General features: G+C 65.6%; 29 protein-coding genes and 1 pseudogene. 15 read left to right on the top strand and 15 right to left on the bottom strand.

The features are described from left to right. Nucleotides 1-64: 64 nt before the first annotated feature. The 15 genes and pseudogenes from AC6CHL_RS08500 to AC6CHL_RS08430 all read right to left on the bottom strand — a co-directional run bounded on the left by AC6CHL_RS08500 (nt 65) and on the right by AC6CHL_RS08430 (nt 6,109). A complete protein-coding gene (locus AC6CHL_RS08500; protein WP_498294159.1) occupies nt 65-1,168 on the bottom strand; it encodes a tyrosine-type recombinase/integrase in 1,104 nt (367 codons plus the stop codon). 26 nt (nt 1,169-1,194) lie between these two features. Continuing rightward, nucleotides 1,195-1,329, bottom strand: a pseudogene (locus AC6CHL_RS08495) (helix-turn-helix domain-containing protein); the annotation flags it as partial. 19 nt (nt 1,330-1,348) lie between these two features. Next, nucleotides 1,349-1,672, bottom strand: a complete 324-nt coding sequence (locus AC6CHL_RS08490) for a hypothetical protein (protein WP_498294158.1) — start codon at nt 1,670-1,672, stop codon at nt 1,349-1,351. Next, complete coding sequence (locus tag AC6CHL_RS08485) at nt 1,669-1,869, bottom strand: hypothetical protein (protein ID WP_498294157.1); 201 nt, start codon at nt 1,867-1,869, stop codon at nt 1,669-1,671. Before AC6CHL_RS08485 ends, AC6CHL_RS08490 begins: the two co-directional genes overlap by 4 nt. Next, complete coding sequence (locus AC6CHL_RS08480; protein ID WP_498294156.1) at nt 1,866-2,834, bottom strand: DNA cytosine methyltransferase; 969 nt, start codon at nt 2,832-2,834, stop codon at nt 1,866-1,868. The genes AC6CHL_RS08485 and AC6CHL_RS08480 overlap by 4 nt, the downstream gene beginning before the upstream one ends. After that, nucleotides 2,827-2,985 (bottom strand): hypothetical protein, encoded by a 159-nt coding sequence (locus tag AC6CHL_RS08475; protein WP_498294155.1) that lies wholly within the window; start codon nt 2,983-2,985, stop codon nt 2,827-2,829. The genes AC6CHL_RS08480 and AC6CHL_RS08475 overlap by 8 nt, the downstream gene beginning before the upstream one ends. After that, nucleotides 2,978-3,163, bottom strand: a complete 186-nt coding sequence (locus AC6CHL_RS08470) for a hypothetical protein (RefSeq protein ID WP_498294154.1) — start codon at nt 3,161-3,163, stop codon at nt 2,978-2,980. The genes AC6CHL_RS08475 and AC6CHL_RS08470 overlap by 8 nt, the downstream gene beginning before the upstream one ends. 25 nt (nt 3,164-3,188) lie before the next feature. After that, nucleotides 3,189-3,689, bottom strand: coding sequence for a hypothetical protein (locus tag AC6CHL_RS08465; protein ID WP_498294153.1), 501 nt, complete (start codon nt 3,687-3,689; stop codon nt 3,189-3,191). Beyond that, nucleotides 3,686-4,243, bottom strand: a complete 558-nt coding sequence (locus tag AC6CHL_RS08460; protein WP_498294152.1) for a hypothetical protein — start codon at nt 4,241-4,243, stop codon at nt 3,686-3,688. The genes AC6CHL_RS08465 and AC6CHL_RS08460 overlap by 4 nt, the downstream gene beginning before the upstream one ends. Continuing rightward, complete coding sequence (locus tag AC6CHL_RS08455; protein WP_498294151.1) at nt 4,240-4,383, bottom strand: hypothetical protein; 144 nt, start codon at nt 4,381-4,383, stop codon at nt 4,240-4,242. Before AC6CHL_RS08455 ends, AC6CHL_RS08460 begins: the two co-directional genes overlap by 4 nt. Continuing rightward, entirely contained in the window at nt 4,380-4,589 is a 210-nt protein-coding gene (locus AC6CHL_RS08450) for a hypothetical protein (RefSeq protein ID WP_498294150.1), read from the bottom strand. The genes AC6CHL_RS08455 and AC6CHL_RS08450 overlap by 4 nt, the downstream gene beginning before the upstream one ends. Beyond that, nucleotides 4,586-4,921 (bottom strand): hypothetical protein, encoded by a 336-nt coding sequence (locus tag AC6CHL_RS08445; protein WP_498294149.1) that lies wholly within the window; start codon nt 4,919-4,921, stop codon nt 4,586-4,588. Before AC6CHL_RS08445 ends, AC6CHL_RS08450 begins: the two co-directional genes overlap by 4 nt. Further along, nucleotides 4,918-5,169, bottom strand: coding sequence for a hypothetical protein (locus AC6CHL_RS08440; RefSeq protein WP_498294148.1), 252 nt, complete (start codon nt 5,167-5,169; stop codon nt 4,918-4,920). Before AC6CHL_RS08440 ends, AC6CHL_RS08445 begins: the two co-directional genes overlap by 4 nt. Nucleotides 5,170-5,322: 153 nt before the next feature. After that, nucleotides 5,323-5,493, bottom strand: a complete 171-nt coding sequence (locus AC6CHL_RS08435) for a hypothetical protein (protein WP_498294147.1) — start codon at nt 5,491-5,493, stop codon at nt 5,323-5,325. Nucleotides 5,494-5,611: 118 nt separating this feature from the next. Beyond that, entirely contained in the window at nt 5,612-6,109 is a 498-nt protein-coding gene (locus AC6CHL_RS08430) for a helix-turn-helix domain-containing protein (protein WP_498294146.1), read from the bottom strand. 82 nt (nt 6,110-6,191) lie between these two features. On the opposite strand from AC6CHL_RS08430, the gene AC6CHL_RS08425 reads away from it, so the two are divergent. The 15 genes from AC6CHL_RS08425 (at nt 6,192) to AC6CHL_RS08355 (ending at nt 13,726) form a co-directional block, all read left to right on the top strand. Continuing rightward, nucleotides 6,192-6,656, top strand: coding sequence for a transcriptional regulator (locus AC6CHL_RS08425; protein WP_498294145.1), 465 nt, complete (start codon nt 6,192-6,194; stop codon nt 6,654-6,656). 109 nt (nt 6,657-6,765) lie between these two features. After that, nucleotides 6,766-7,308 (top strand): hypothetical protein, encoded by a 543-nt coding sequence (locus tag AC6CHL_RS08420; RefSeq protein WP_498294144.1) that lies wholly within the window; start codon nt 6,766-6,768, stop codon nt 7,306-7,308. Beyond that, nucleotides 7,305-7,616 carry a winged helix-turn-helix domain-containing protein gene (locus AC6CHL_RS08415; protein ID WP_498294143.1) on the top strand — a complete coding sequence of 104 codons (312 nt, stop codon included), beginning with the start codon at nt 7,305-7,307 and terminating at the stop codon, nt 7,614-7,616. The genes AC6CHL_RS08420 and AC6CHL_RS08415 overlap by 4 nt, the downstream gene beginning before the upstream one ends. A gap of 3 nt (nt 7,617-7,619) precedes the next feature. Next, nucleotides 7,620-8,483 carry a helix-turn-helix domain-containing protein gene (locus AC6CHL_RS08410; RefSeq protein ID WP_498294142.1) on the top strand — a complete coding sequence of 288 codons (864 nt, stop codon included), beginning with the start codon at nt 7,620-7,622 and terminating at the stop codon, nt 8,481-8,483. Nucleotides 8,484-8,499: 16 nt separating this feature from the next. Continuing rightward, complete coding sequence (locus AC6CHL_RS08405; RefSeq protein ID WP_498294141.1) at nt 8,500-9,060, top strand: hypothetical protein; 561 nt, start codon at nt 8,500-8,502, stop codon at nt 9,058-9,060. Further along, a complete protein-coding gene (locus tag AC6CHL_RS08400) occupies nt 9,060-9,308 on the top strand; it encodes a hypothetical protein (protein ID WP_498294140.1) in 249 nt (82 codons plus the stop codon). Before AC6CHL_RS08405 ends, AC6CHL_RS08400 begins: the two co-directional genes overlap by 1 nt. Next, nucleotides 9,305-10,216 carry a DHHA1 domain-containing protein gene (locus AC6CHL_RS08395; RefSeq protein ID WP_498294139.1) on the top strand — a complete coding sequence of 304 codons (912 nt, stop codon included), beginning with the start codon at nt 9,305-9,307 and terminating at the stop codon, nt 10,214-10,216. Before AC6CHL_RS08400 ends, AC6CHL_RS08395 begins: the two co-directional genes overlap by 4 nt. Further along, a complete protein-coding gene (locus tag AC6CHL_RS08390; RefSeq protein ID WP_498294138.1) occupies nt 10,216-10,584 on the top strand; it encodes a Ref family recombination enhancement nuclease in 369 nt (122 codons plus the stop codon). The genes AC6CHL_RS08395 and AC6CHL_RS08390 overlap by 1 nt, the downstream gene beginning before the upstream one ends. Then, nucleotides 10,581-11,048 (top strand): hypothetical protein, encoded by a 468-nt coding sequence (locus tag AC6CHL_RS08385; protein WP_498294137.1) that lies wholly within the window; start codon nt 10,581-10,583, stop codon nt 11,046-11,048. The genes AC6CHL_RS08390 and AC6CHL_RS08385 overlap by 4 nt, the downstream gene beginning before the upstream one ends. Before the next feature lie 47 nt (nt 11,049-11,095). Further along, nucleotides 11,096-11,278 (top strand): hypothetical protein, encoded by a 183-nt coding sequence (locus AC6CHL_RS08380; protein WP_313244034.1) that lies wholly within the window; start codon nt 11,096-11,098, stop codon nt 11,276-11,278. A 52-nt stretch (nt 11,279-11,330) separates the two neighbouring features. Beyond that, nucleotides 11,331-11,990, top strand: a complete 660-nt coding sequence (locus AC6CHL_RS08375; protein WP_498294136.1) for a hypothetical protein — start codon at nt 11,331-11,333, stop codon at nt 11,988-11,990. 123 nt (nt 11,991-12,113) lie between these two features. Further along, the gene (locus AC6CHL_RS08370) at nt 12,114-12,317 is read left to right on the top strand and encodes a hypothetical protein (RefSeq protein WP_498294135.1); all 204 of its coding nucleotides are present in this window, start codon (nt 12,114-12,116) and stop codon (nt 12,315-12,317) included. Nucleotides 12,318-12,480: 163 nt separating this feature from the next. After that, entirely contained in the window at nt 12,481-12,684 is a 204-nt protein-coding gene (locus tag AC6CHL_RS08365) for a hypothetical protein (RefSeq protein WP_314402399.1), read from the top strand. After that, nucleotides 12,681-13,220: a glycoside hydrolase family protein gene (locus tag AC6CHL_RS08360; protein ID WP_498294134.1), complete on the top strand. Its 540-nt coding sequence runs from the start codon at nt 12,681-12,683 to the stop codon at nt 13,218-13,220. The genes AC6CHL_RS08365 and AC6CHL_RS08360 overlap by 4 nt, the downstream gene beginning before the upstream one ends. Further along, on the top strand, nt 13,217-13,726 hold the full coding sequence (locus tag AC6CHL_RS08355; protein ID WP_498294133.1) for a hypothetical protein: 510 nt from the start codon (nt 13,217-13,219) through the stop codon (nt 13,724-13,726). The genes AC6CHL_RS08360 and AC6CHL_RS08355 overlap by 4 nt, the downstream gene beginning before the upstream one ends. Nucleotides 13,727-13,729 lie beyond the last annotated feature (3 nt).

Below are 13,729 nucleotides of genomic sequence, written 5' to 3'. Positions count from 1 at the left end.
CAAACACTTTAGTAGCCCTACTAATAACGACCTGTAGCGCTAAGTGCTTGAATCATAGCAGTAGCTACCCAACCTGCCCGTGCAATTTCCGTGCAACTTTCTCCAGGCGCTCAGCGTCTGTAGCCAGGTGTTCGGGGGACAGGTGGGCATACCGCAGCACAGACTGATATGAGCGCCACCCGCCCAGCTCCATGAGGCTGCGCAGGCTGGTGCCGGCCATCACGTGCCAGCTCGCCCAGGTGTGCCGCAGGTCGTGCCACGCCAGCGGTTCGATCCTGGCCCGCCTCTGGGCGGCATACCAGCCGGTGTTGCTCGCCCGGACGTATGGCTCGCTGTCCTTCTCAGATCCACTCGGGAACACCCATGGGTTCCCCGCCACCCTCTTCGCGCGCTGCTCCAGCAGGATGTCCATCGCGTTTCTGTTGAGTGGTGCGCCGATGGCCTTCTTAGCCTTCGCCTGCCTCCCTTTGATCCACGCAACACGCCTGTCCATGTCGACCTGGTCCCACATCAGCCGCAGCACGTTCTGCTCACGCCACCCGGTAGCAAGGGAAAACAGGAACGGTGGCCGCAGGTGCGGCGCCAGCTCTTTGTGCAGCCGCACCGCCTCGTTCTGGGTCAGCCAGCGGTAGTCGTCGGCGCCGTCCGCTTCCTTAATGCGGATTGAAGGCGCCGAGTCGGTCCAGCCGCGCCGCTGAGCATCCTTCAGGATGGACCGAATCAGGGCCATCATTCGGTCCACGGTGGCCTGTGAGGTCGGCTCGTCCGTGAAGGTGCTGCCATCCTTCTTCCGCCGCTTGTTCTTGGGCTCGGCCTTGCGCTTGCTCGACACCATGGCCAGGACGTCGGCATTGATCTCGTCCAGGTGTAGGTGGCTTAGATAGGGTGACAGCCATTTCAGGTTGTGCTGATCCTTCTTGATGCTGCGTTTGCCGCTGTGGTCCTCGAACCAAGCCACGACCGCCTCGGTCCAGAGGCGACGCGGCTTTTCACCCAAGCGAGCTACCCGGTAAAGCTCCGTGTGGATTTTCGACGCCCACTCGATAGCGAGGTCACGGTCGGTAGTCCCAGAGCTTCTAAATACTTCGCGTCCGTTGGGAGTGGTGAAACGGATCCAGAGGATTCCTTTTTTGCCACGCGGCTCAAGTTTGTAGGGATGGCGGGCCATTCGGGTTGCTTCGTTTCCGTGAGATATGCGTCGAGTGCGGCGCGAAGGAAGCGCCAGTTACCGCCGACCTTCCGGCCTGGCGGCCCTTTTCGCTTGCGCATCCAGTTGCGCAGGGTGACCGGGTGGTACTCCAAGTAGGCGGCGGCCGTTTTTAGATTCATAACGTCCGGCCAGAGCTTTTCAGCCGCTCCCACGATTCACTCCTTTGGCCGTCGTGGCCTGGCGCGGGGGGGCGAAGCGGATGGGCAGCTGCAGCACGTTGTCCGCCGCCGGCCCAGCGATCGCGGGCAGCACCTTTCGCGCGCTGCGGGCAGGGCGGTTGATGCGCCGCCAGTCGGCCAGGGCAGCGTCAGCCTGTGCGTGGCGGGTGGTGGCCTTGCAGCGGCATTCAACGAAGTGGCCGCCGCCGCTGCTGGCGCCGCGCTCGTCGAAGATATGGCGCGCCGGGTGCCCGGCGGCGCAGTCCGGCAGCCCTTCGGGGTGGCTGATGTGCTTCTGGGTCATAGGAACAGCTCCTGTTGGGTGGGCAGAGCCGAGCAATGCTCGGCAGCGTTGGCGAGCTGGGCGGCCTCTGCGGCTCGCCGGCGGGCGTTGCCGGCCCAGCGCAGCAGCACGTGGGAGAAGGCACTGCCGCGCCGGGCGCGGGCTTCGTGCAGCAGCACGCGCGCTGTCTGCTTGTGCTGGATGGTGGCCGTCTTCATGCAGCCGCCTTCAGCGCGAGGATGACTTCGCGCTCCACGGTCGGGCAGACCGCATTCCCCAGCATGTGCATGGCATCGCGCTTGTTGTTCGGCAGCTTGTAGTTGGGCCGGAAGCTCATTGCAGCCCTGGCTTCTTCCACCATGACCATTCGCATGCGATTCCCGTCGATCACCGCCCATCGGTCGCGGGTGGTGATGGTGCCAATCGGGCGCGAAAGGCTACGACCGGTCAGGCCAGAGCCATTGCCGAAGTAGGGGGCAATGAACTGATCGCCGAACGCCGCACGCCCGGCCTTGATGCGGGCCAAGGTGGCTGCGGAGCGGCCCGGCTGCTCGATGAGCGACCATTTGCCAGCGTTGAAGTCGATGAATGAGCTTGCCGGCACGTGGTCGCGGCGCGGCAACCGGAGTTCCAGCGGGTGCTTGCTCTTCGTCAGGATGACAAACACGCGCTTCCGGTGCTGCGGTACGCCGAAGTCGGCGGCATCCAGCAGATGGGGGCTGACCGCATAGCCAAGCGCCACCAGTGCGGCGCACCAGGCGGGAAACAGCTTCCATTTCAGGAACTCTGGCACGTTCTCAATTACGGCGGCTTCCGGCAGCCACCGCTCCATAGCGGCAATTACCGCCCAAGCGGTGGACCTGGTAGCGTCGTGGTGCGGTCGCTCCTTGCCGCGTGCGTGGGTGTGCCCCTGGCATGCGGGCGAGGCGAGAAGCAGGTCGAAGTGCGGCAGCAACGAGAAATCCATCTGCTGGAGGTCTTGGCAGAAGTGCTTTGTCTTTGGGTGGTTGGCGGCGTGAATGGCGATGGCGGTCGGTGAGTGATTTGCTGCGGCCACCACCTCGCAGCCGGCCTGCTCGGCCCCCTCGGTTGCGCCGCCGCCGCCGCAGAAGAAGTCCGCGGCCTTCACCAGTGCCGATTGCTGCGGCAGGGGGAAGTTGAAGGAGCGGGAGCCATCAGCCATTGGTGCATTCCTGGGGGTAGAGGTGGCGGCGGTCGCTCGGGATCATCGGCCCGGGCTTCGGCTTGACGGTGGCCAGGGAGCCGGTCGGGTTGTTTGGATGGGCGGCGCGGACCCGTTGCAGATCGCGGGCACCCTGTTGGATGTCAGCCATTGGCCTGCTCCCTTGCTTGGTCGAGCTCGCTGGCGCCCATCCGCAGCAACTTGTGCGCGATGGCGTAGGTTTCCGGATCGAGGTCGTCGGCGTGCTCGGTCGCCTCGAAGAACATCACAGCGAATGCCGCGACCACGCGCGCGTCCGGGGATGCATCGGTGCTGTTGAGGATGCGCATGGACTTCTCACGGTTAAGTTCGATCTCAGGCATTGGCCACCCCCGACGCTGCATCGGGCTGCTGCTCGACCGGGAAGCCCATCGCCTGCTCAACCAGCAGCAACGCGCGGGCGCGGCATTGGTTGAACCCCTGACGCCAGGCTTGCCCGGGCGTCAGGTCATCGAACGGCCCACCTAGCTGTTCGCTGATCCACTCGGGCGGAACTAGGCGGTGCAGGTCGATGCCCTGCGCGGGCGGGGCGGCGTACAACGGCGCCATGTTGCCCACGCGATCCGCCACGCCTGGGAACAGCTCGGCGATGAAGCCACCATCGACCCTTGTGCGTACCTGACCAACCGGCACCTGCGCCACAGGCTGGCGGCCGGCGAGGTGCTGGGCGAGCGCGCATGCGAAGTCGGCAGCCAGTTCAGTCGCGATGTAGGTCGCGAAATCGTGTCGGCGCATCTCTCGGGCGAAGAAGTGAGCGATGTAGCAGCGGGCGCCATCGGTAGTGCTTAGCGCCGCGGCGGGCTTCTCGGTCGTCATGGCTGGCTTCCCTTCTCGTGGTCTTTGATGCGGTCGATGAGGTAGGTGGTTTCGCTTCGCCGCTTGGCGCGGGCGAGCGGGTTGAGGTGCTTGGTCAAGTACAGGAGCGTTTCGAGCGGTTCGATCAGCCAGGTCAGGCGGAATGGCATGTCTGATCGGTGATCACGGAGCGGGGCGTGCGGCCGGCAGTCCGGTCCCGCGAGCCATTCGGTTTCACCGCAGTCCAAGCAGTGGCCGTCGCCGTTGCTGTCCGGCGGCCAGCGGTGCTGCTCTTTGACGACTGGCGGGTGCAGGTAGAGCGCGCGCACTTCCAAGCCGCGCTTCCGGGCCTCCAGCACGTCGTTGGTCTGCGCTTCCAGCCACGGTTCGGTCGAGTGGTGCAGCGGTCGGCATTCGTAGCGGACAGGCTTCTGCAGGCCGTACAGCTGCGCCATCTGGCCGCTGGCCCATTCGGCAACGGTCGCCGCCGGCACTGGCTCGCCGGCGGCGCCAGCTCGGCGCATGGCGCGCAGGATGGCGGCCACGGTCGGGGCTTTGGCGGCGGCCTGGCTCATGCACCGCGCTCCTGGCTGCGGATCTGCCGCAGCATCTCGGCGAAGTGGGCGTCGTTGCAGAGTTCGAGCCATAGCGTGGTGACAATGGCGGAGATGCCGCCGCCGGCCAGCACGCCGGCCAGGAAGGAAGCGAGATTCATGCGACGTCGCCTCCCGGGCTGGTGAGGGTGTGGCGGCGGTAGCGCTCGGCCAGGTCGTTCTGCGCGGCTTTGCTGCAGCCGGCGGCGACGAACTCGCGGGCGACCTTGCGCACGTCGGCGCCGGCGCGGGCGGCCATGCGGCGCACGCTTTCGAGGCGGTAGCGGGACATGGTGTCGCGCACGGGGAAGGCGATGATCTGGCTCATGCGGCACCGCCTTTGACGCGAACGCTAGGCTTGCCAGCGACTTCGACAGATGGGTAGAACACGCGGTACTTGCCGGTTTTCAGGTTCTTCGTTCGCACACTGATCGAAGCCCATGGCTTGCCGTTGCAGGTCATGTGCAAGTCGACGGTGGTGCGAACGATCAGTGCTTCCCGTTCGACAGGGCGATGGCCATCGCGTTGCGAGCGAACGATGCAGAGCGCGCCCGGTGGATATGCATCCCAGCCAGCGTCAAAGGCGCCCATTGCCGCGCCTTCCAGCGCCGAGAGGCTGCTATCCAGCGCCGGGTGATCGTCGCGGAACTGGCGGCTCATGCCGCCACCTCGACCTGGTCGGCGTTGCCGCGGGCGATCTCGATGCCCCCGGCGGGGACCATGCCGCGGCGCGCGCGGGCGGTGCGGCTCAGCGCCATCGCGGCGTGGGCGAGGTCTTTGCAGAGCTGGGTGGCCTCTTCGGGGGAGAGGCTGACGATGACGCCACCGGCTTTGATGACGATGGTGGCGGTGCTGGTGCGGGCTTCCACGACGGGGTGGGCGCGCGCGCTGACGATGAAGCTGGCCATGGAAGTCTCCGTGCCCCGGCCCGGATGGGCTGTTACTGGGGCGACGGGGCTAGAATCACAAAACGTGATCCTTAAGTCAACACGATATGTGATGTAGTGGGGCGCAATTTATGAACTGGGCGAAATCCGTTCAGGAAATCACCCAGCTTTTGCTTATGGCTGGTCGAAGGAGTTGCGGAGGATCCCCGCTTCCTCGAACGACACGTCGTCCCGGATGCACTCGCGGGCTCTATCCAGATCGCGGTGGAGGGCGATCAATTCGTCATCGGTCAGGTCGTCGATGCCGGCTTTACCCAGCGTGGCTTGGTCGACCAGCAGCTGCACGCCGAACTGCCTATACGTTCTAGCCAGCGACCGGATCATCCGGATGTGGCTCTCACGCACCACTGAATCAAAGCCGGGCGCTGCCAGCTCCGATACAGACTTAAGTGGAAGACGCGCCTTAGGCGCTGCGTTGATTCGCTCTACCAACTTGTGCAGCAGCGCTTCCGTTTTGCTCATCTATTCCTTTGCCCCTTTCCTGATCACGCTTATCGCGCCACTTCGCAAAATCCACCAGGTTCCGTTGATCGGCCGGGCGGTCGTCCGCCGCAATCCACTCGTACACGTCTGCGAACAGGTCGGCCTCGGTTTCAAATTCGACGGCCTTGCCCAACGTTGCAAACGCATCGACTAGGAAGCGGTACGTGCTGGCGAGGATGGCAGGATCGGGTCGCGCGGAATGAGACGCCTGCGCTTCACCAAAGAGCGAGGCGACAGATACGCCCAACGCCTTGGCCAGGAGCGGAACCTCGGACACCTTAGGTTCGCGCGCGCTGGGTGCTGAAGATTCGTAGTTCGCGATGCGGCTTTGGCCCGACCAGCCGCAGGCAAGTGCCAGGGCTTCTTGGGTCATCCCGCTTCGGAGACGGGCGGCGCGGAGGTTGTCAGAAAAGGCCATGCCGCAATTCTTCACGGTCTGTGATGTTCCGCCAACACAAAACGTGTTGCATGCAGGATCACGGTATGTGATGCTACTGAGCATGGACGCACTCGACAAAGCTGTGAAAGCCGCCGGCGGGGTCACTTCCCTCGCCAACTCTCTGGGCGTAGGGCAGAACACCGTAAGCAACTGGCGCAAGCGCGGACGTGTGCCGCCAGGCCACGTGATCAAGATCGAGGGGATCACCGGCGTTTCCCGGCACGAACTGTGTCCGGCGGTGTTCGGCCCGGCGACCGACGGCACCAGCTCGCCGGCCGCATCGATCACACAGGCCTTGATCACCAAGCGCGCGCTGCGCGAGAAGCTGGGGCTGGGCAATGACGGACACCTGGCCAAGGTGCTGAGGCTTCCTGTTGCCCAGGTCCAGGCCTGGCCGGAAGAGCAGGGCGTCCCAGCCCTCCCGCAGGTTCTGCAGCTGCTCGGCGGGCAGGTGCCTGCGCCAGTGGACACCCGGCCCGATGACCCCGACGCAGACCGCATCGATCTCGGCGTCCACGCCGCCTAACTGGCCGTCCCTGGCCTTCATCCCTGAACTGAATTCATCCATGGCGCTGATCGTGCGCCAGCCGGGCCCGGCCCGAAACCTTGAAATACCCGTCTTCCCAAGGTGACCCATGACCTGCCGTACTTCCTCGATTAACTGGCTCGACTGCCTCTACAACGCCGTGCGCAAGACGCCGGGCGGTGTGATCGAGGCCGCCAAATGGCTGACCGACCGCCGCGGCAAGTCCATGCACCCGGAGACGCTGCGGGCGAAGCTCAATGGCACCGAGGGCGAGTCGGTGACCATCGAAATCGCCGAGCTGCTGACCGAGTGGATGCAGGAGAAGGCAGGCGGTAGCGAATACGCCCTGGAGTGGATGCAGGCGCTGGCCGGCCAGTTCGGCATGGCTGTGGACCTGGTGCCGCCGGCGCCGGAAGGCGGCTGGCCCGACGAGATGGCCGCATTGCAGCTCAAGCTGCTGGAGATCACCACCCGGGTTGGCAGCCTTACCGGCACTGCGGTAGCTGCGATCAGTGATCGGCAGATCGACAGTGACGAGGCTACGTTGATGGTGAGCGAGGCCCGCGCGCTGCGCACCATGGCCCACCGCCTTGAGCGCAACGTGGCGCGTGCCGCAGCGAAGAGCAAGAAGGCGGGGAGGGCGACCCGATGAGCCATCTGGCCCGCGCCACCGATATCAGCACCAGCCACGAGGCCGCCGCGCACGTGGTTTCCAGCGGGCTGCAGATCGCACAGCAGGACCGCGCCGCCGGCGCCGTCAAGGCTCACCCGGGCCTGACCAGCATGGAGCTGGCCAAGGCCACCGGCCACGACCGCTACATGCTCGCCCGTCGCCTCCCTGAGCTGCTGGAAGACGGCCGCGCATGGCGCGGGCCGAAGAAGCCGTGCGAGGTCAGCGGCCGCAGCGCGTGCACCTGGTGGCCGGTGGCCCCGGGCGACAACTACACCCTGGCGGTCTGACCCATGAGCATTTCCCTGATGACCGCCGCATGGAAGCTTGACCTGCCTGCATCCCCGAAGCTGGTGCTGCTGGCCATGTGCGACTGGGCGAACGATGAAGGCGCAAGCCTCTTTCCATCGGTGGGGAAGGTGGCGGTCCGCGCATCGATGAGTGAGCGCAACGCCAAGCGAGTACTGCACACGTTGATCGAAGCCGGCTGGCTGTCCGTGGTGGGTAATTCCATGGGCGGGAAGCCCGGGATGACGCGCCAGTACCAATTGAATGCCGCAGCGATCCTCCGTGGGTCTGTCGACCCCACGGATGACAAATTGTCACCCGTGAAAAATCCGACGGAGAGGGGTGACACCACGGGTAAGGGACGGGTGACAAATGGAACAGCGACGGGTGACACGGGTGTCACCCTAACCACCATAGATCCACCAGTAGAACCACCAAAAGCAAAGAAGCGCGCAAGCGCGCCGTCTGTGGTCGCGGTGGATCTCGACTTCTCGACGTGGCCCAGCCCGCCCTCGCCGCAGGTCCTTGGTGACTGGCTCCACCTCCGCCGCCAGCGCCGCGCCCCGGTTACGCCGACGGTGCTGGAGAGCTTCGGCCGCGAGCTGCATCTGGCCGCGGCCATGGGCTTCACCGTCGATCAGTGCCTCGCGAAGTGCTGCACCCGCAACTGGCAGGGCTTTGAAGCCGCCTGGCTTGCCCGTGACACCCCGACCAACCACCGCAACGCTGGAGCCAACCATGCAATCGTTCACCCAGGTTCTGCCGACCACGTCACCCAGCTCCGCCAGCAGTACGAGCGAGAGCAGGGAGGCGGTGGCCACGCTGGCAGCGCAGGAATTGTTGACGGCGAATTCACCGTCGTCCGGTGAGTCCGACGCGCGGGCAATGTCTGCGCTGTGGACCCTGTGGGAGCGCATGGCGGCCATGTTCCCAGCGAAGTGGGCCCGAGCGAATGGCCCAGCGCCGGTTGCGCAATCCGGGGCGCTGACGACGGCTGGAGAAGTCTGGCTGCAGTGCATCAGCGGCCTGAGCCCGAAGAAGCTGGCCGCCGGCCTGTCGGCCTGCATGCGGGACGCCCTGGAATGGCCGCCGAACCCGCCGCGCTTCCGGGCCATGTGCTTTGACGTGCCGGCGCTCGCTCAGGTGCAGCAGGAAGTGCGGCCGGGCCGTGCCCAGTGCGGCTTTACCGTGCTGGTGCGGTCGTTCCTGGACCTGCACCACTACGCCAGCGCCGAGGACGGCTACCAGCAGAGCCGGATGCTGCAGGACGCCTACGAGCGCGCCGTGCGGCATGTGGTCGACGGCAAGCCGGTCCCCGAGCCCGCCTTGGCCCTGCCGCCGGTGCATCCGGTCGTGAACCCGGTGCGTGACCGCGATGCCGCACGCGCAGCCATGGCGCGCGCTGCGGCGGCCCTGGGGTTCGATGGGGAAGGGCTGGCCGCCTGATGCGCTCGGACAACAACCAGCTGGACATATTCGACCACGACCCGCGCCTGGCCGGGGAGAAGCTGGCAAGGCTCTACCGCGAGTCGGCCGACGAAGCGCTGAAGCAGTACCAGTTCAGTGCCTCGGTGAGGAAGGACCGGCACGACCACTACATCGCGGAGGCGGAACGGCTTGAAGCCATCGCCCGCAACGCCCAACGCGCGGCCCGCCGCCGCACCCGCAAATCCAAAGGAGCAACTGCTCGATGAAACCGCTTGTGATTTACCACGCAAACTGCGCCGACGGGTTCACCGCGGCATGGGCCGTCCGTCAGGCGATGGACTGCGAGTTCCACGCCGCTGTGCATGGCGCCCCACCACCGCCAGCTGACGGCCGCGATCTGGTGCTGGTGGACTTCTGCTACTCCCAGCAGGTGATGCTCGACCTGCAGCAGGCCGCCCGGTCGATTCTGGTTCTCGACCACCACAAGACCTCGGAAGAGGCCCTGAAGGGTAGAGCTGGGTGGGTGGCCCGGATCGATCAGCACCCCAGCATCAGCTGGGACTGGCGCCGAGTGCAGGACTTCTCTGCGAAGGATAGGGCGTACTCCAACATCCCGCATGCAGTGATCTACGCGCTGTTCGACATGAACCGCAGTGGGGCCGGCATCGCGTGGGACTTCTTCCACCCTGGCCAGGCCCGGCCGGCTCTGATCGACCATGTGGAAGACCGCGACCTTTGGCGCTTCGCGCTGCCGGGCACCCGCGAGATCCAGGCGGCGGTCTTCAGCTATCCCTACGAGTTCGACGTGTGGGATCTGCTGATGGAGACGCCGACGGAGACGCTGCGCGCCCAAGGCGTGGCGATAGAACGCAAGCACCACAAGGACGTGGCGGAGCTGGTGAAGGTAGCCAGGCGCCAGATGGTGATCGGCCACTACGACGTGCCGGTGGCGAGCCTGCCATACACCTTGGCCAGCGACGCCGGCCACCTGATGGCGAAGGGCCAGCCGTTCGCCGCCTGCTACTACGACAAGGACGGCGGCCGGGTGTTCAGCCTGCGCTCGACCGACCGGGGCGTGGACGTCAGCGAGGTGGCCAAGCTGTACGGCGGTGGTGGGCATGCGCGCGCTGCAGGGTTCACGGTCCCTCGCGACCACGAACTGGCGCGGGCCTGATGTGGTCTAAGGCACCCCCGCAGACCGCCGCCGAGGGCGCCCGCATCGAGGCGTCCAAGGTGGGCCCGTGCATGGCATGCCTGTCGCTGGTGGTCCAAGGGCTACTGGACATTGAGCAGGTGTTCGTAGGAGGGGACTACCAGCACACCAAGTCCGGAAACATTCGACGCGGGCACTGGTTCGGCTTCTGCCTGTGCGTCTGGCACCACCGTCGACACCCCTTCGGCAACAACACCTTCGCCCAGATGCGCGAGAAGTGGGGCCCGAGCCTGATGGACGGCTCGCGGACCTTCCACGAAACGTACGGCACCGATGACGAGCTGATCGCTCAACAGACCTACATCAACGAAATCAGGCAGGCAGCATGACCACAGAGAACGCCCGAAAGATCAACGCTCCCTTCATCCGGGCGCTGCTGGACAAACGTCAGTGCCCGGCGCCGTTCCACCTGCACGAGCTTTACGGGTGGATCGATGCAAGCCCAGGCCGCGAGCGCAAGGCGACCTACAACTCTGTTCGGGATCTTGCCAACGCGGGCTACCTGATCATGGTGACGGGTCCGTTCGGCACCGGCTACCAGGTCAGCGGGAAGGGCATGACCAGGCCCGGGCTGTCGGAGGATGAGCGCACGGAGCGGAAGCGGATCCGGAATGCCCGGCGCAGGGGAAAGGGCGGGCCAAGCACCCGCGCCGCCCGTGTCGGGATGCAGGCAGCCAATACGCCAACCCCCGCCAAGGTCAATCCATCGGCCCAGGGCGAGACGGTTGAGCAGTTCGAGGCAAGGGGCGGGACGGTGGAGCGACTGACCGCGTTCTGGGAACAGGCTGCATAGGGGAAACGGTCGCGTTCGGTGCGACGCGATGGCTGCAAGCTGGACGGATGGACCTGACCCGCTACGACGACAAGGCGCTGGCGCTGCTGAGCAGCATCCAGCAAGACATAGCCGCGATGCGATGGACGAGGGCGTGGACAGCCCCGGCCAGCCGCCGCGAGGCAGAGCAGGCACTGCGGCGGGCACGCGCGCTGCGCCGAGAAATCAATCGACGAAAGCATAAGGGGTAGGGGTATGGGGAACGTACGTGAGCTGCTGTCCAGCCGGATGGGGCCGACAACCGTGAAATTCGACACAGGCCGGGGCGGCACCCCCGATCTGACCACGCAAGACATTGCCGCAGCACTGGGAATGGTGCCGGCGGGACTCGGGCGCGAGCTGCTGGAGGCCCTGTGGTGGCCAGAGAGTGCATCGCGCAGGATCGACCACCTGCGAAAGGCCGTAATCGCCCTGGTGGCGCCGGAGTACAACCGGCACCAGGAGGTGCTGAGCCTGGCCAGGACGGAATACGGGATCGCCAAAACGAGCATGGGCTGGGCGGGAAACGTGGTGACGGATCTGCAGCGGCGGGAGTTCGCGCGCGCTGAAGCAAAGCTGGAGGCCACCCGCGCGCTGTGCTGGCCCATCAGCACGATGGAACAGTTGGGCGGTCTGGCGCTGGCGGTAATCAATGAGATGGCCGGGGCCGGCATTTGCAAGCACTGCGACGGCCGCAGGACACAGCCAGCTCCAGAGGGTACGGGCGCGGTGCAGTGCGAAGCGTGCGGCGGCAGCGGCCAGGAACAGTTGAGCGGCAGGAAACGTGCCGCCGCCATCGGTGCGGACTGGTCCGCCTATAGCAGGTTCTGGCAACCGGTGTACGAGTGGATGCTGGTCCAGATGCGCACTGCAGAAGCCGACGCCGCGCGCCAGTTGAAGCAGGCACTTTCGCGCGCTGCGTAGCGATGACTTGATAGGTCATCGGAAACGGCGGCATTCTAACCACCGTCCAGACGCAAGCCCCGGCCACGGCCGGGGCTTCTAGTCGAGTGCTACGATTCGAGCTCAGCCATAATGGAGAGTCCGGTGTTCGAGCATGACGACAGGTACTACAACGCCCGCTATGTGAAGGTCATTGGCAAGATCCAAGAGACCGCCATGAAAAAGTTTCGTTTCACGGTCGATTTTGAGGGGGAGCATGCCGTCCCTTTCACCTATGAAACACGCGAAGACGCAGAGCGGGAGCGGACTAATCTTGCTATCGCTGTGAACAAAGCAAACGGCGAGTAAAAACCTCCGCCACAAAATGCAGCCCCGTCAGTGATGGCGGGGCTTTTTCTTTGCCCGCCATCCAGACCGGATTAACCCTCGCGCCAAGCCGGCAGCGAGGCGGGCACCTATTAACCAACACCGGGAGGGGCGCATGCCGAACCGGACAATGCACGGGGCAACCATGCGGGACGAAATCATCAGTACCGCGGCAGGTGCTGCGGCCAAGGTCACGCCGCCGATTGCGGTCGCCGGGGCGGTAGCGGGTGGCGTCAACCTCGACCGCCTGGTCGTCATCCTGACCGTCGTGTACCTGGTCGGACAGATCACCTACCTGGCTTGGCGCTGGGTCCGCGAGTGGCGGCAGTCGAAGGCGGCGAAGGTATGAGCCGGCAGCCGGGTGTGCCGCTCCGGACCATTGCCGCAGGGCTGGTGCTTAGCGCCGCTGGCTTTATCGCCATCGTTTCCCGCGAGGGCTACACGGAAACGGCAGTCATCCCGACGAAGAATGATCGACCGACCGTAGGGTTCGGGTCGACCTTCCACGCGGACGGCACGCCTGTGCGTCTCGGCGACCGCACGACACCGGCCCGGGCGCTTCACACCGCCCAGGCCCACATCGCCGGCGAAGAGAAGCGCTTTCGGGCTTCCCTGCCTGGCGTGTCCCTGACGCAGGGCGAATACGACCTGTATCTGGACTTCACCTACCAATACGGCACGGCCAACTGGCAGGGGTCGACCATGCGTCGCCAGCTGCTGGTGGGCAACTACCGCGCAGCCTGCGACGCCCTGCTGCAGTGGAAGCGGGCAGGCGGGTATGACTGCTCGACGCTGGTTAGCGGCCAGCCGAACAAGGTGTGTTGGGGCGTGTGGGATCGGCAGCGGGAGCGGCACGCTAAGTGCATTGCCGAGCTGGGCCAATGAGCCGGGCCTACCTCACTGCGGGCCTGATGATCGCGTGGCTCGCGTGCTGCGCCTTGTCGTTCGCGGCGGGCTGGTCGTGGCGGGGTGATCGGGCTGACCTTGCGGGGACGGTGGCCGAGAATGCGGCGACCCAGGAAGCCCTGCGGGGCGAACAGGTAGCGCGGGCGGTCGACCGTGACCAGGTGAACGAAGTACAGCGGGCGGCCGATGCCGCCGATGACCGACAGGAACAGATCAATGCGGACTATCAAACGCGCATCGCGGCCGCTGCTGCTGGCCGCGATGGTGAGCTTGGGCGGCTGCGCAGCCACTGGGCCAGTTGCGAAACCAGCCGCCTGGCCGACGGTGCCGCCGCTGCCGCAGCAGCTGCAGAAGAAAACCGATTACGCCGGGTCAGTGCGGCGGGAATTGTACGAGCCTGCGAGCTTGCCCAGTCCGAACGCGACGAAGCCGTAGACCGATATCAGGCCGTCGAAACGGCCATCAACGGCGCCAAGCGCCCCTGAATC

The sequence above is a fragment of the Stenotrophomonas sp. GQ19 genome (genome assembly GCF_059758695.1).
The sequence above is the reverse complement of the archived record's forward strand: the minus strand, read 5'-3'. Positions and strand labels throughout refer to the sequence as shown.

Excerpts from the sequence above, each read along its gene's own strand:
- AC6CHL_RS08500 (WP_498294159.1), bottom strand. The coding sequence starts at position 1,168 with ATGGCCCGCCATCCCTACAAACTTGAGCCGCGTGGCAAAAAAGGAATC.
- AC6CHL_RS08490 (WP_498294158.1), bottom strand. The coding sequence starts at position 1,672 with ATGACCCAGAAGCACATCAGCCACCCCGAAGGGCTGCCGGACTGCGCC.
- AC6CHL_RS08485 (WP_498294157.1), bottom strand. The coding sequence starts at position 1,869 with ATGAAGACGGCCACCATCCAGCACAAGCAGACAGCGCGCGTGCTGCTG.
- AC6CHL_RS08480 (WP_498294156.1), bottom strand. The coding sequence starts at position 2,834 with ATGGCTGATGGCTCCCGCTCCTTCAACTTCCCCCTGCCGCAGCAATCG.
- AC6CHL_RS08475 (WP_498294155.1), bottom strand. The coding sequence starts at position 2,985 with ATGGCTGACATCCAACAGGGTGCCCGCGATCTGCAACGGGTCCGCGCC.
- AC6CHL_RS08470 (WP_498294154.1), bottom strand. The coding sequence starts at position 3,163 with ATGCGCATCCTCAACAGCACCGATGCATCCCCGGACGCGCGCGTGGTC.
- AC6CHL_RS08465 (WP_498294153.1), bottom strand. The coding sequence starts at position 3,689 with ATGACGACCGAGAAGCCCGCCGCGGCGCTAAGCACTACCGATGGCGCC.
- AC6CHL_RS08460 (WP_498294152.1), bottom strand. The coding sequence starts at position 4,243 with ATGAGCCAGGCCGCCGCCAAAGCCCCGACCGTGGCCGCCATCCTGCGC.
- AC6CHL_RS08455 (WP_498294151.1), bottom strand. The coding sequence starts at position 4,383 with ATGAATCTCGCTTCCTTCCTGGCCGGCGTGCTGGCCGGCGGCGGCATC.
- AC6CHL_RS08450 (WP_498294150.1), bottom strand. The coding sequence starts at position 4,589 with ATGAGCCAGATCATCGCCTTCCCCGTGCGCGACACCATGTCCCGCTAC.
- AC6CHL_RS08445 (WP_498294149.1), bottom strand. The coding sequence starts at position 4,921 with ATGAGCCGCCAGTTCCGCGACGATCACCCGGCGCTGGATAGCAGCCTC.
- AC6CHL_RS08440 (WP_498294148.1), bottom strand. The coding sequence starts at position 5,169 with ATGGCCAGCTTCATCGTCAGCGCGCGCGCCCACCCCGTCGTGGAAGCC.
- AC6CHL_RS08430 (WP_498294146.1), bottom strand. The coding sequence starts at position 6,109 with ATGGCCTTTTCTGACAACCTCCGCGCCGCCCGTCTCCGAAGCGGGATG.
- AC6CHL_RS08425 (WP_498294145.1), top strand. The coding sequence starts at position 6,192 with ATGGACGCACTCGACAAAGCTGTGAAAGCCGCCGGCGGGGTCACTTCC.
- AC6CHL_RS08420 (WP_498294144.1), top strand. The coding sequence starts at position 6,766 with ATGACCTGCCGTACTTCCTCGATTAACTGGCTCGACTGCCTCTACAAC.
- AC6CHL_RS08415 (WP_498294143.1), top strand. The coding sequence starts at position 7,305 with ATGAGCCATCTGGCCCGCGCCACCGATATCAGCACCAGCCACGAGGCC.
- AC6CHL_RS08410 (WP_498294142.1), top strand. The coding sequence starts at position 7,620 with ATGAGCATTTCCCTGATGACCGCCGCATGGAAGCTTGACCTGCCTGCA.
- AC6CHL_RS08405 (WP_498294141.1), top strand. The coding sequence starts at position 8,500 with ATGTCTGCGCTGTGGACCCTGTGGGAGCGCATGGCGGCCATGTTCCCA.
- AC6CHL_RS08400 (WP_498294140.1), top strand. The coding sequence starts at position 9,060 with ATGCGCTCGGACAACAACCAGCTGGACATATTCGACCACGACCCGCGC.
- AC6CHL_RS08395 (WP_498294139.1), top strand. The coding sequence starts at position 9,305 with ATGAAACCGCTTGTGATTTACCACGCAAACTGCGCCGACGGGTTCACC.
- AC6CHL_RS08390 (WP_498294138.1), top strand. The coding sequence starts at position 10,216 with ATGTGGTCTAAGGCACCCCCGCAGACCGCCGCCGAGGGCGCCCGCATC.
- AC6CHL_RS08385 (WP_498294137.1), top strand. The coding sequence starts at position 10,581 with ATGACCACAGAGAACGCCCGAAAGATCAACGCTCCCTTCATCCGGGCG.
- AC6CHL_RS08380 (WP_313244034.1), top strand. The coding sequence starts at position 11,096 with ATGGACCTGACCCGCTACGACGACAAGGCGCTGGCGCTGCTGAGCAGC.
- AC6CHL_RS08365 (WP_314402399.1), top strand. The coding sequence starts at position 12,481 with ATGCGGGACGAAATCATCAGTACCGCGGCAGGTGCTGCGGCCAAGGTC.
- AC6CHL_RS08360 (WP_498294134.1), top strand. The coding sequence starts at position 12,681 with ATGAGCCGGCAGCCGGGTGTGCCGCTCCGGACCATTGCCGCAGGGCTG.
- AC6CHL_RS08355 (WP_498294133.1), top strand. The coding sequence starts at position 13,217 with ATGAGCCGGGCCTACCTCACTGCGGGCCTGATGATCGCGTGGCTCGCG.